Source organism: Nostoc sp. C052, from assembly GCF_013393905.1.
Lineage (GTDB): Bacteria > Cyanobacteriota > Cyanobacteriia > Cyanobacteriales > Nostocaceae > Nostoc.
This window is the reverse complement of the sequence record NZ_CP040272.1, coordinates 7,456,451-7,469,109: the sequence shown is the minus strand read 5'-3', so window position 1 is coordinate 7,469,109 and position 12,659 is coordinate 7,456,451. Positions and strand designations below refer to the sequence as shown.

13 protein-coding genes and 1 pseudogene are annotated in these 12,659 nt (G+C 44.1%); 2 read left to right on the top strand and 12 right to left on the bottom strand.

Annotation, left to right across the window (positions count from 1 at the left end; all coding sequences use genetic code 11):
- Nucleotides 1-9: 9 nt before the first annotated feature.
- The gene (locus FD723_RS30800; protein ID WP_256874983.1) at nucleotides 10-498 is read right to left on the bottom strand and encodes a hypothetical protein; all 489 of its coding nucleotides are present in this window, start codon (nucleotides 496-498) and stop codon (nucleotides 10-12) included.
- Between FD723_RS30800 and FD723_RS30795 the strand changes: the two genes are divergently transcribed.
- The gene (locus FD723_RS30795; RefSeq protein ID WP_179068731.1) at nucleotides 488-775 is read left to right on the top strand and encodes a hypothetical protein; all 288 of its coding nucleotides are present in this window, start codon (nucleotides 488-490) and stop codon (nucleotides 773-775) included. The genes FD723_RS30800 and FD723_RS30795 overlap by 11 nt on opposite strands.
- A gap of 82 nt (nucleotides 776-857) precedes the next feature.
- Here FD723_RS30795 and FD723_RS30790 read toward each other — a convergent pair whose 3' ends face one another.
- Nucleotides 858-3,374 carry an FG-GAP-like repeat-containing protein gene (locus FD723_RS30790; protein WP_179069340.1) on the bottom strand — a complete coding sequence of 839 codons (2,517 nt, stop codon included), beginning with the start codon at nucleotides 3,372-3,374 and terminating at the stop codon, nucleotides 858-860.
- Nucleotides 3,375-3,735: 361 nt separating this feature from the next.
- Nucleotides 3,736-3,924: a hypothetical protein gene (locus FD723_RS30785; protein WP_179068730.1), complete on the bottom strand. Its 189-nt coding sequence runs from the start codon at nucleotides 3,922-3,924 to the stop codon at nucleotides 3,736-3,738.
- A 334-nt stretch (nucleotides 3,925-4,258) separates the two neighbouring features.
- Here FD723_RS30785 and FD723_RS30780 point away from each other — a divergent pair, with 334 nt between their 5' ends.
- Nucleotides 4,259-5,611 carry a glycosyltransferase family A protein gene (locus FD723_RS30780; RefSeq protein ID WP_256874982.1) on the top strand — a complete coding sequence of 451 codons (1,353 nt, stop codon included), beginning with the start codon at nucleotides 4,259-4,261 and terminating at the stop codon, nucleotides 5,609-5,611.
- Between the two features lie 197 nt (nucleotides 5,612-5,808).
- On the opposite strand, the gene FD723_RS30775 is transcribed toward FD723_RS30780, so the two are convergent.
- From FD723_RS30775 to FD723_RS43235, 9 genes and pseudogenes are all read right to left on the bottom strand, one after another.
- Entirely contained in the window at nucleotides 5,809-6,399 is a 591-nt protein-coding gene (locus FD723_RS30775) for a class I SAM-dependent methyltransferase (protein WP_179068729.1), read from the bottom strand.
- A complete protein-coding gene (locus FD723_RS30770; protein ID WP_256874981.1) occupies nucleotides 6,399-7,145 on the bottom strand; it encodes a PIG-L deacetylase family protein in 747 nt (248 codons plus the stop codon). Before FD723_RS30770 ends, FD723_RS30775 begins: the two co-directional genes overlap by 1 nt.
- A complete protein-coding gene (locus tag FD723_RS30765) occupies nucleotides 7,135-8,226 on the bottom strand; it encodes an acyl-CoA dehydrogenase family protein (protein ID WP_256875237.1) in 1,092 nt (363 codons plus the stop codon). The genes FD723_RS30770 and FD723_RS30765 overlap by 11 nt, the downstream gene beginning before the upstream one ends.
- A 503-nt stretch (nucleotides 8,227-8,729) precedes the next feature.
- Complete coding sequence (locus FD723_RS30760; protein ID WP_179068728.1) at nucleotides 8,730-9,005, bottom strand: hypothetical protein; 276 nt, start codon at nucleotides 9,003-9,005, stop codon at nucleotides 8,730-8,732.
- 24 nt (nucleotides 9,006-9,029) lie between these two features.
- Complete coding sequence (locus FD723_RS30755) at nucleotides 9,030-10,235, bottom strand: zinc-dependent alcohol dehydrogenase (protein ID WP_179068727.1); 1,206 nt, start codon at nucleotides 10,233-10,235, stop codon at nucleotides 9,030-9,032.
- A gap of 68 nt (nucleotides 10,236-10,303) precedes the next feature.
- Nucleotides 10,304-10,798, bottom strand: a pseudogene (locus FD723_RS30750) (SRPBCC family protein); the annotation flags it as partial.
- Nucleotides 10,799-11,336: 538 nt separating this feature from the next.
- The gene (locus tag FD723_RS30745; protein WP_179068725.1) at nucleotides 11,337-11,555 is read right to left on the bottom strand and encodes a hypothetical protein; all 219 of its coding nucleotides are present in this window, start codon (nucleotides 11,553-11,555) and stop codon (nucleotides 11,337-11,339) included.
- A 21-nt stretch (nucleotides 11,556-11,576) separates the two neighbouring features.
- Nucleotides 11,577-11,723 (bottom strand): hypothetical protein, encoded by a 147-nt coding sequence (locus FD723_RS43240; RefSeq protein ID WP_256874980.1) that lies wholly within the window; start codon nucleotides 11,721-11,723, stop codon nucleotides 11,577-11,579.
- A gap of 156 nt (nucleotides 11,724-11,879) precedes the next feature.
- Complete coding sequence (locus FD723_RS43235; RefSeq protein ID WP_256874979.1) at nucleotides 11,880-12,221, bottom strand: hypothetical protein; 342 nt, start codon at nucleotides 12,219-12,221, stop codon at nucleotides 11,880-11,882.
- Nucleotides 12,222-12,659 lie beyond the last annotated feature (438 nt).

The window sequence follows — 12,659 nt, the reverse complement described above, 5'->3', positions numbered from 1 at the left end:
GTGAACAATTTATATAACCTTTTCTGGTTCCTGAATCGTTTTCAATGCCCAGATACCAATCCAACAGCCGAATCCATCCACAATTAATATCACGATGGCGGTAATTTGGAATAGGATTCCCCAACCTGCAAAGGCAACTTGAGACACATGATCGGGGCTAATTACGATGAAATGATTGTAAATTCCAAAAAGGAGCGATCCAGCTATTGAACTCACCAATAACCAGCTACCAAGGTGGTAAAACTGCGTCCAAAGTAAAACGGCGGCAATGATGGGAGTTAGAAAAATTACAATCCCCACAAATGAACTCTGAAGCAAAAATAGAGCAACTGGGATTTCTATATGTGCTAAACCATGCAGTCCGTTGGCGATCGCACTTTCCGGAATCTGGAACGGTCGCGTGGGCAAGGAAGTCACTAATAATATAAGTACAACTATACCAGTAACTGACACAACATCACTATCCATATCGCACAATTCTGATTTGGTGTCAGGCACTAATAATATAGTCTTTGCAACACCACTCAGTGACACAGCACCACATACCCCAGAAAATATCGCGATTCTTGGATGGAAGGTGCTGATGGTGAAAATGCAGCTTGGGCTAAATAGCGCTGGCTCGTTCTACAGCGAGTTAATCTCCCAAGTTAGCTCTTCTGTTGGGGTGGCTGATGGTGAGCCTTACTGGAATGCTTATCTGAATCAGTGGCAGGTTTGGGTTAACTTTGCTGATGAGTGTAGGTCTATGGTCTGTGATTGGTTGGCGGTGGTGTAAGGGAAATCAGTTATCACGGTTTCAATTAACTGATAACTGATCTTTCATATTCCTTGCTTTGAACTCCCTGTTTTAAGTAAACTTATGCTTGCAAAACAAAATCTGATGCTGTAAGCGTTGGCGCACCAGTTAGAGTTGCAAATAAACGGCCACTACCAAAACCCGCTGCACTGCCATTTTGGTTGTAGAACAATTGCCCACTCAACGGGTCGTAGACAATTTTCGCACTGCTAGTCCCAGCTTTATTAGTGACTTGAAAATCACTCTTGTGACTAAAACCATTTCCCGCAGCAGAAGTGATCACACTAAAGGTATTTTTACCCAGTATAATCTTGTCACCTTCAGAACTGTTAAAGCCAGTAATAGTATCTACACCAATTGCAGAACCTTTAAAAGCAGTACAAGTATTGTAAAGGAATCGGTCAGCACCCGCACCACCGACGAGGGTATCATTACCCGCACCACCGACGAGGGTATCATTACCAGCACCGCCTCTCAGTATGTCATTGCCACTCAAGCCATTGATAATGTCATTACCCCCTTGACCATTAATCACATCATTGGAGTTGTCAAAACCTGTGATGTTATTGTTTAAGTCATTGAGGAAGGTGACAGTGTTTTTGGTAAAAATGCTAGTTTGAGTGGAGTTGGCATCAATAACATCAAAGCTGTCTGTGATGCTGGTTTGCCCATCAAACAAAATATTACCAATAGCAGGTCTTGAAGAAGTTGCTGATAGGTTATCCAGGTTTTCTAATTTGAAGTTTTGCAGAGTGACTTTAGTAGAAGCCACATTGTCAAAGGTAACTTCTAAGTTGTTGCCCTGAGGAGTTAGTTGCAGATTTCGGGCAGTTAGTTCACTACCTGTAAATTGCAGTGTATCAACATTGGCAATTACCGTTGCTGATGGGTTTGAGCCTTTACCTACCCCACCAAAATCAGTGATGGTGTCATTGCCATCACCTCGACGAATAATAAATTTATCTTTACCACCATTACCTGTGAGGGTATCATTACCAGCTTTCCCGTCGATGATATTGTTGCTGGTGGTGCCTACAAGAATATCTGCACCAGCTGTTCCCGTAAGGGTAGGGGTGCTACTGCCTATATTCTTCCCCCCAAACAGCACGTAGCTCTGCCCTGAGTTGTTGCCGTTGGGGTCAGCAACAGGTGCGCCGATAATCAGGTCAGCGAAGCCGTCACCGTTGATGTCTCCCGCACTGCTCACAGACTGCCCTGAGTCGTCACCTGGATTAATGCCGTTGATGACAAAGCCATTAGTGCCATTGAGGGTGGAGAGATTGAGTTGGGCACTAAAACTGCCCTTACTGCCAAACACCACATAGCTCTGCCCAGAAAATTGACCGTTGGGGGAGGCACTTGATGCCCCGATAATCAGGTCGTCAAGACCGTCACCGTTGATGTCTCCCGCATTGCTCACAGATTGACCTGAGAAGTCACTTGGATTAATGCCGTTGATGGCAAAGCCGTTAGTACCGTTGAGGGTGGAGAGGTTGAATTGGGCATCAAAACCCCCCTTGCTACCAAACACCACGTAACTCTGACCTGACTTTTCGCCGTTGGGGTCGGCAGCTAATGCCCCGATAATTAGGTCAGAGATGCCGTCACCGTTGATGTCTCCCACACTGCTCACAGAGACACCTGATTCATCATATGTATTGATACCATTGATGCTAAAGCCGTTAGTGCCGTTAAGGGTGGAAAGCTCAAAACTAGCACCAAAGCTGCCCTTTCTACCAAATACCACGTAGCTCTGTCCTGAGTTGTTTCCATTGGGGGAGGCCAAGAATGCCCCGATAATCAGGTCGTCAAGACCGTCGCCGTTGATGTCTCCCGCACTGGTGACAGAATAACCCGAGAAGTCAGCTGAATTAATGCCGTTGATGGTAAAGCCATTAGTGCCGTTGAGGGTGGAGAGGTTGAGTTGGGCACTAAAACCGCTTTTGCTACCAAACACCACATAACTCTGCCCTGATTCGTTACCATTGGGGTCAGCATTTGGTGCCCCAATAATCAGGTCGTCAAGACCATCGCCGTTAATGTCTCCTGCACTGCTGACAGAATAACCCGAGAAGTCAGCTGAATTAATGCCGTTGATGGCAAAGCCATTAGTGCCGTTGAGGGTGGAGAGGTTGAGTTGGGCACTAAAACCGCTTTTGCTGCCAAACACCACATAACTCTGCCCTGATTCGTTACCGTTGGGGTCAGCATTTGGTGCCCCAATAATCAGGTCGTCAAGACCATCGCCGTTAATGTCTCCTGCACTGCTGACAGAGGCACCTGAAGAGTCACCTACATTGACACCGTTGATGGCAAAGCCGTTAGTGCCGTTGAGGGTGGAGAGGTTGAATTGATTACCAAAACCGCTTTTGCTACCAAACACCACATAACTCTGCCCTGATTCGTTACCATTGGGGTCAGCATTTGGTGCCCCAATAATCAGGTCGTCAAGACCATCGCCGTTAATGTCTCCTGTACTGCTGACAGAGGCACCTGAAGAGTCACCTACATTGACACCGTTGATGGCAAAGCCGTTAGTACCGTTGAGATCCGAAAGGTTAAAAGTTAAATTTATCATCATTTTTCTAGTGTTACTAGTGAAATATTCTGTTGTAATTTACAAATTAAGAAAAAAATATGAGTTTTTCGTGAGAAAAATAGGATTGGTTAATGGGTACGTTGAGAATTCCTAAAAATATTAATTGAAAAATGCGGTTCTTCAGTTATTTTTATGGAGAATTAATAGTAAAATGCCAATTTAATAAACTGCGCGCCGCAGTGGACTGAATGGATGGCGTGAGAAAGTTGGGCACAGAAAGCGATCGCTAAAAGGTCAGTTCCTCCCAAGCAAAAAGAACTAACTCTTATGCAGCATCCAGAGATTATTAACTATGGGGGCTGTCTTTGAGCCTCGCCAAAATTCTAGTCGCACACCAACGTCAAAGCAATTCGCAATGACGATCTGCTGCTAAGAAAATTGCCAAGTAAGGTTCAAAAACATCTCGCACATCGCCCAAAGAAAGTTTGAGCCGATCCAAACTACGAACAGATGTGCTTTTAGAATTACTCAAGGAATGTTTATAACGACCAAAAAGCAGGTTATTAATCTTATATTTAAGTTTTTGCATAAATCTGCTTTGGTCGGATTAGTTACTATTCAAATATAAATCTTAATAATATGTCATATTATTCATCTCATTCTTAAGACTGATTATTAGTAAAAAAATTAACTAAAATAGATTATTTAAGTATGATTTTCTAGTCGGAAATTTGACGTTAGCAAAAAGGTATAAAGAATATACCTTAATTAGTAAAGCTTTTAGTGACAGTAGACAGACTTTAGTTTTTGATAGCTGATGTTTGGAGAGTTTTAATCAACACTAATCATACTGTGGGTAGAGTCAAAATAAATGAGAGAATATCCAAAATAGAGTTACAAATATTAATATTTTCTGATCGTGGATGAAATCTTGTGTAGCTGCTCCTGGAGATGGAAAAATGGTTTTTATGGAAAGTAAACGCTTGCTCTCCGTTGCTGAATTTCCATCTGTACAGCAGGGTAAAGACTTTTCTCAAACTTTAGTCCAAATACCACCGTCACCGCATTGTGAAATTTGTGTAATTGTTCCAGTTCGCAATGAAGCTCAGACGTTGGCAGCAACCCTTACTGCCTTGATAAATCAAGTTGATCTACAAGGACAGCTTTTAGATCCTAGAAGCTACGAAATAATTTTGTTGGCAAATAATTGTAGCGATGATTCAGCAGCTATAGCCCGGAGTTTCGCCCAAGAACATCCAGATATAGCACTGCATATAGTGGAAAAAACTCTGCCTCCGGCACAAGCCTATATTGGTCGAGTGCGTCAGATTTTAATGGATGAAGCATACCGCCGTTTGTGTAGCTTAGGACGCACAAGGGGGGTAATTGCTTCAACTGATGGAGACTCGCAGGTAAGCCCAACTTGGATTGCTGCCAATCTGTATGAAATTAACTGTGGTGCTGATGCTGTAGGTGGGCGAATTCTTGTTGAACGCTCTGGCCGTGCGGATCTACACCCTTACGCCAGAGCTTGCTATCTGCGTGAAGTCGGCTACCGCTATTTAATTACTGAATTAGAAACTTATCTTGATCCCGACCCCTATGATAGATTTCCTGGACATTATCAACACTATGGAGCAAGTTTGGCAGTAACAGCAGAAATGTATGCACTGGCAGGAGGCTTACCGCCAGTGCGAACTCCTGAAGATGTAGCTTTTTACCGTGCTTTGGTGCGGGTAAATGCCCGTTTTCGCCACAGTTCTCTAGTGCGAGTAGTAACTTCGGCTAGACAAATTGGACGTACCAATGTTGGTTTAGCAAATCAGCTGAATGAATGGATAGAAATGGGACGGCAACAGCAACCATTTGTAGTCGAGCCAGCAGGGGCTATCGAAACTCGTTTTGTTGCCCGCCGCCAATTACGAGTGATGTGGTGGTGCGTTCTTAATGGCTATGAGCCAGATCGTAAGAGCGTCGTATCTTTGGCAGAGATGCTGGGAGTTTCAGTCCAATGGCTTCTACAAAAATTGACCCAACCTTATACTTTTGGTCAGTTGTTTGAACAAGTCGAAGAACGCCAGCAGTCAGAACAAATTTGGGCTTCGCGCTGGAAATTTGTGGAAATTGGACAAGCAATTGGAGACTTGCGCTTGCATCTTGAGAGTTTACGGCTCAGTCGGAGCAAACTCCAAAGAAATTCGACCCCAGATGATTTGGAACCACCTAAAGAGCTTTACCCTACAAAAAGCCTACAAAATGGGAGTCTTAAACCTTGATCTAAGCGCGTCACAGAACATCCGATCCCACAGATCGTTTTACCTCAGCAGAGGGCAGTTTTCCGTAAGCCCAAACTACTCTCTGCAATAACTGCCTTTTTTGGTAAAACTAAATATCAAAACATAAGGCTCATTTTATGGAAGAGAACAGGACAAGAGGATTTGGGGACAATTCCCCTTGTCTGTTTCTTCAATTTTCAAACTCGCTCGAATAAATCAAGTCGATATTCTTCATCCCGTTGACCTTTTAAATGCCGCAGTTTATTTGGGGTCAACTCAAAAAACGAGTCATGAACTTCATCCCCACTCAATGGATAATCACGGGCATAGAGTGTCCAATGAACTAAAAGTAGATGTCCTCCAGGTTCCAGGTGTTCTAGAATGCACTGTTGGGATTTTTTCAGGTCTTCCCAACTCCAGTAATAGCCAACTTCTGAGACTAGGGTCAAATCAAAGATTTCATCAGGATATTGCTCTGGGACACGCATAATCTGGAACTTGATATTGGAGAGATGCTGACAGCGCTCTTTTGCTCTATCCTGCGCCAGTTTGGAGACATCAACTGAGAGCAGTGAGTCACAACGTTCTTGGAGTTTTTCAGTTAAAACGCCAATGGAACCACCGATTTCAAAGGCAGACCGATAGCGCTCTTTCGGTAAAGCTGCAATTGTGGCAGCGTATTTGTTAGCTTCGTAAACACTTGTCTCAAACTTCCACGGGTCAGGATCTTCGCTGTAGAGTTTATCAAAGTAGCTAGGTGGTAGGGAATTGGATTGTAACGAGTTCATCAGTTTTCCTCTATATAAACTTCCCAAGGATGAGTAAAGTTTGCTAACATTTCGGGAGTTAGGCGAAAGCCCTCTGGGTCATCATCAATTAAGTCTGTAGTTTGGGAATGATAAGCAGCGATCGCTTGCTGTTTCAACTCCACCACTGCGCTAATATTCAACCGCCAGGTTGTCACCTCAAGAGATACAGGCAGACTCTCTCGTTGGTCACAGTCCCAATCCCAAATCGGATACTCAATCAATCGGGGGGATAAGGGCAAGTCATCCAGCACTGTGTGAATTAACTTCCACGTCGCTCGGTGGTCTGGATGAGGGTCATATCGCCAGGGTAAAAAGATCATTTGTGGGGCGATTTCTGTGATGTAAGCACGACAACTAGCTATTGCAGTTTGATACTGTGTTGAAATTGACCCATCCTGCATTCTACAGAAGGTGACATCATTAACCTCTACACTCAGTAATTTTAATGCTGATAGCGTTTCCGCTTCCCGCAGAGCTAGGAGTCTATCTGCGGGATATTTTTGGGAACGAGGGTGTGAAAGAGTACCATCACTGATGACTAACACTTGCACATGACAATTTAAAGACCGTAACAGAGCGATCGCACCCCCACAACCTAATGTCTCATCATCAGGATGGGGAGCGACAATTAATGCCGAACTACAAGCGATCTCGTTAATTGAACGCCAGGGCAAAACATTAGGATTGTCTAGTGGTAATGCAATCAAGCCGAATTCATTCATCATTCCAAAGCATTGAAGCCGGATTACTTTCATGCAAGACATATTGCCCGACATTTGCCAAGGCCGCATCAAAAGCCGGTTGACGCAGATATAGAGTCAAATCTCGGATAATTCGTTCCATCGGATTTGGTGGTAGTAAGCCGCGAGTTCCAACAGAACGTTGACACAAATGCATCACATCAATGCAAATTTGTTCAATTGCTGTCCTCACCATGTTTGCATAGGCGACGAGTTGGTTTGCTTGCGGGTGGAGAACAGTGGGATCGCCACCAAACACTGGCGCATAGGCTGCTACTCGATCCGCAGCCCCCCGCAGCCAGAGATTACCACTTTCAATGGCGATCGCCATTCTGCCAAGACGTTCCTGTTGATATGGATCGTTTGTATATTCCAACTTTTGGAGATACTGACGAGTTAGGTTAAACAGTGCTTCTGCCCCACCTAGTTGTACAGCAGCAAACCGAATCACCCCAACAGATAACCAAGGCTGTCGATAGTAATCTCCTGGCTGGCCAATTAAATAGCTCTGATCCAACTCGACACCGCTAAAATCGACTTTGTAACTAGCAGTAGCTCGCATCCCAGAAGGTTGCCACCAAGCTGGATCGCTAACTGTTGTCACTTCGTCCATTGGCACAATACACATTTGCCAACCGCCTTCTGGCAATACTCCATTCACGAAAGGACGTTCAACATAGCCAGTACCAGTACAAAACGTTTTAGAACCTTCTAGCCGATAACGCCCATTCTCACAAGGAATTATCTTCACACCATCAGAGGCTTCAGCATTCCAAACGCCAAATATTTTCTGGCGATCGCGGGCATCATGAGCCCAGCTTGCGATTTGTTCTATAGAACCAAAGGTCTGAATCAATTGTAGGGCGTTGATATGTCCTTCATAAATTCGCCCAACTGCCAGATTGCCATGCCCTATTTGCTTTAATAGCATTAAAAGCTCGTAGGTAACATTAGCATCAATTCCTGCACCCCATCCGCCTAATTCTTTCGCCAATGGTGCAGCCAATAACCCAGCCTTAGCAATTAGCTCAAACTCTTGCTTGGGAAAAGCAGTATTGTAATCTATAGCAGTGGCATTGTTTAAACAATAATCCGCAATTTCTGTGGCACGTTTTAGATCCAGAGCAATGTTAGAACCATGCCATTTGGGGATGACGACATTCTTTAATAATTGGATGCTAATAGCCGACTCCTTTCTGTAATATTTCTTTATATCTTGTTAATAGTAATTAAATTAAATCGGTTAGCATCTCTATCTTTTGTCTGATTATATACTCCACAAAAGGGAGATTATTGTATGCATAAATTATTTTTTAGCGTAGGACAATGAAGTATACTTTCATTTCAGATGCACTTTGCTGTTGATTTTCTTCATTTTCCCACATTAGACATCTCCGAAAAATGAACGTAGAGACGTAGCACTACTACGTCTCTACAAGGGTTCTAGATACCGCATATTTAATTTCTGGAGATCTCTATTCTGTATTTTACTCAATGGAGAACCACTGTATTCCTACTCCAGAAGTAACTGTAGAAAGTAAAATTCTCCTTAACGGGTGACAAGGTGGCTCAAGATGAGATGTGGCAAGAATTTGAGAAAATAAAGTGGTAAAAAAATAGAGGGAAGTAAACCCTTAAATTTCGATACAATTCTGCTTGGACTCCAGCCTTTTTCAATGCTGTTTTAATTGCCATTATATCTTCGCCATTCACCCCATCATCTGCTATAATTCCCACTTTCCGACCTTTGGCAGTTTTGGTAGTGTTTTCTTGGCTGAGGGCGGCAGAGCTTTTGCCGTGGTTCTCATTCACAGATTGCGTAGGTGCGGGGATGCCGATACCCATTGCGACTTTGCCTTGCTGCCGATTTTATGCAGCCTGACCTGGTTTGAGGACAATCTTGATGCAATTGTCTTTCTTATCTTTGAAGATTTCGTAGCCGTGGGGAGCTTGCTCTAGCGGCAAACGGTGGGTAATTACGAACGATGGGTCAATATCACCGTTTTGAACGCGATCCAGTAGCCTTTGCAAATATTTATGTACGTGCGTCTGTCCTGTTTTCATGGTTAAGCCTTTGTTCATAAAAGCACCCATCGGCATCTTGTCTACAAAGCCCGTGTAAACACCGGGAACCGACACCGTGCCGCCTTTACGACAGGCAACGATCGCTTGACGCAATACATTGGGGCGATCGGTTTCCAGTCGCACCGCTTGCATCGCTTTGTCATAAAAGCCTTCCAAACCCATGCCGTGAGCTTCCATTCCTACCGCATCCATGACGGAATCGGGCCCCATTCCCCCAGTCATTTCTTTGAGAGCTTCACCCACCTCGATTTCTTCATAGTTCAAAATTTCTGCTCCGCCATCTTTTGCCATCTGGAGCCTTTCGGGAACGCGATCAATGGCAATGACACGTCCAGCACCCAGCATGAAGGCACTTCTAATGGCGAACTGTCCAACTGGGCCACAACCCCAAATTGCCACCGTATCCCCTGGTTGAATGTCACAATTTTCGGCTGCCATATAACCAGTAGGGAAAATATCAGTGAAAAACAGGACTTGTTCATCTGCCAGTCCATCGGGAATCTTGAATAACCCAACATCGGCAAAGGGAACACGGGCATATTCCGCTTGACCTCCTGCGTAACCTCCCGTCAAATGGGAGTAACCGAAAAGACCTGATGGGGAATGACCCATCATTTTTTCTGCCATCCAAGCATTCGGGTTGGAGTTATCGCACAGCGACCACAAATCCCGATTGCAGAAGAAACAAGAGCCGCAGGAAATCGTGAAGGGGACAACGACGCGATCGCCGATGGCAAGGTCTTTGCCTTTGTTATGGATATTTCCATTTTTAAAAGCACTGCCTAGTTCAACGATCTCTCCCATGAATTCATGTCCCAAGATGTCTCCTGGTTTCATCGCCGGGTTGTAGCCGTTATACAAATGTAAATCAGAACCACAGATCGCCGTTGATGTGATTTTCACGATCGCATCACGCGGATTAATAATTTTAGGATCGGGTACGGTTTCAACCTCAACCTTGTTTGTACCTTGCCAACAAACTGCTTTCATTGCTTGAGTTTCCTAAAGTTAAGTTGTTCGTCAAATGTGAAATCTATTTACGGAGTTGGGTTGAATATTTATCCTTTCCCCTTTGGTTGACCTTCTGTTGTCGCAATCTCGCCCGTTTCCATCAGCATTTTGAAGCGGTGTAAATCATCTCCTAGCTGCTGTTCGGGTGATTCACCAAAGAGTTTGGCGATCGCATCTCCGACCAATCCACCTGGTGGATTGTATTCTGTGACGACTTTCACCTCAGTACCGCGATCGTTCAGTGCTGGCTTGAAGCGGACAGAACCAGAGTTTGTAATATCTGCACCTTCAACTGAAGTCCAACTAATCAATTGGTTTTCACGATCTTCAACAATATTTGCATCCCATTCAACACTTTTGCCTAATGGTGCCCTAGTTATCCAGTGCGATTGCTTGTCGTTATATACTTTCACGTCTTTGATATGCTTTGTAAAACTGGGCAAGTTCTCAAAGTTATGCCAGAAGCGGTAAAGTTCTTCTGCTGGCTTGTTGATCGTGACAGTTTTTTCAACCTTAATATGTTGATTCATCACAATTGTCTCATTAGGGTATTATCTTGCTGACTCATGCTGTTTCCTCTTATTGATAGTCAGGTGAGAGTAGGCTAGCTGGTTGCCCTGAAAGCAATAAGTAATGATGTTCAAGCAGTTACTATGACAATCTAAGTAAGTTTGAATAAACTGCTGCACCTATGGATTTACTTGGTGTAGTTAAGCCTGGGTCATGACATTTAACATTTATTAACGATGCTATTTCATCTTAGGAAGACACTTGATGAATCACCTCTAGCGTGAGAGTATTTGTAGCGATCGCCTATCTCTGTTCAAGGGTTGATTGCGTATTAGGCCTAGTTATGTATTATTTTGGTTGTATCTTGCGATTGTGCTTCTTTTGTTTTCAGCATTTTCAGCCACAACCGAACAAGTCTAATGGCAGCGAGAAAATCTAGTGTGATAAAATCAATCTTATAACCTGCTGTTTTGACTAAAAAACCGCTTAGTGAGTTTAAGAAGATTTTGGACATTTTTGGAAGGTAAAGTTGAACATCCTGTTCAAAATCTTCTTCGAGTCACAAATTGTTTAGGGTATTATTTCTCTGCCATATTCCAGTTCCACAACACTCAACAATTTCTCTTCCACAGCAGTAAGACAGGGACGATTCAGTTTCCCCAACGACTGCAACAGACTTTTAACTGTCTCCTCCAGCAAATCGGAATACACCCGACTGATGCGATCGCAAATCACCTGCATCTGCTGACACTCCTGGGGCAGGTAGTTGAATGATTTCAGGTGCTGCAAGCCAACGGTGTACTCGCCATCTCACATTCTCACCGTGCAACTAAAGTCATTCACTGCGCTGACAATTGCCCAACAGCCACCTTTGCCCCTGAGTTCTGGGTTGTCTTTGACTACGATTTGGCACACTTCGCCAATTTGGTAGGTATTGGGTACTTGGGTAAGCTCCATGATCCTTTGCACTACGTCTTTCACAATTCTACCAGTCGGTACTTTCCCGCTAGCTTGCTCTAGTAGTTCGCCAAGTGAACTTGGCGGGGTAAAGGGTAAGGGGGAAGGTGGGGTCCCCTCTGGGGATAAGGGGCGGGGGGAAAGGGTTTAAATCTCTTACCCTTTTCCCTTTCCCCTTTCCCCAGTCCTCACAAGCGCATTTTTGGGTTGGCAGACTACTAGCACTTGCCGCCACACTTCTTGCTGTTCCTGGGGTTTAAGCTTTGTCATGGGTCGGACTTGCCCCTCTGCTGTCGGTAATTTGTGATCAATTTGATCACAAATTTCAACCAAGTTATCAAAAACAACAGCCGCATCCATCAAAAGATAAGACTGCCGACGACTATGACCAAAGCGATCGCGGCAATATTCCTCAAACGTCTTGTGCGTGGAGCGATATAATCTGCGATCGTGTAATTGCGCCAGCGCCTTCCCCGCTTCAAAAAACGCCCGCTCCACTTTCCTCTCCAGGAGTAAGCTTTATAGCACTGGCAATATTCGTCCACAAATTTGACTGTTGGTGCGGCTGGACGGGGCTGTACCATACTCTGTGTCTTGGTTCTAGCGTTTTTACGTTATTATACTACTGCCAGAGTGACAAAACAGGGTTAGACTTTTAAAAGCTCTAAGGTTCCCAGAGTAACCCAATAGGCGATCGCGCACTATAAACCAGTGCAGGAGAAAGATTTAGAGTAGTCTTTTACTTCCTCTGAGAAGGTAGCAATTACTGTAATTTCACAGATATAATTATGAAGATTTGTGAGAATTCATTACAGCACTTCCGGCAGCTATGAGGTACATCCTCAAATCTAAAAGCTTTGATAGGAGAGGAGCAAGGGGAAAAACTGTATTGCATAATAGCCGAAAGCGCTGTATATATTCATAATCTATCTACAT

Bases quoted from the DNA above. Each gene is read 5' to 3' on its own strand.
- FD723_RS30770 (WP_256874981.1), bottom strand. From the start codon at position 7,145: ATGATGAATGAATTCGGCTTGATTGCATTACCACTAGACAATCCTAAT.
- FD723_RS30790 (WP_179069340.1), bottom strand. From the start codon at position 3,374: ATGATAAATTTAACTTTTAACCTTTCGGATCTCAACGGTACTAACGGC.
- FD723_RS30785 (WP_179068730.1), bottom strand. From the start codon at position 3,924: ATGCAAAAACTTAAATATAAGATTAATAACCTGCTTTTTGGTCGTTAT.
- FD723_RS43240 (WP_256874980.1), bottom strand. From the start codon at position 11,723: ATGGAGCTTACCCAAGTACCCAATACCTACCAAATTGGCGAAGTGTGC.
- FD723_RS30775 (WP_179068729.1), bottom strand. From the start codon at position 6,399: ATGAACTCGTTACAATCCAATTCCCTACCACCTAGCTACTTTGATAAA.
- FD723_RS30760 (WP_179068728.1), bottom strand. From the start codon at position 9,005: ATGGGTATCGGCATCCCCGCACCTACGCAATCTGTGAATGAGAACCAC.
- FD723_RS30755 (WP_179068727.1), bottom strand. From the start codon at position 10,235: ATGAAAGCAGTTTGTTGGCAAGGTACAAACAAGGTTGAGGTTGAAACC.
- FD723_RS30780 (WP_256874982.1), top strand. From the start codon at position 4,259: ATGAAATCTTGTGTAGCTGCTCCTGGAGATGGAAAAATGGTTTTTATG.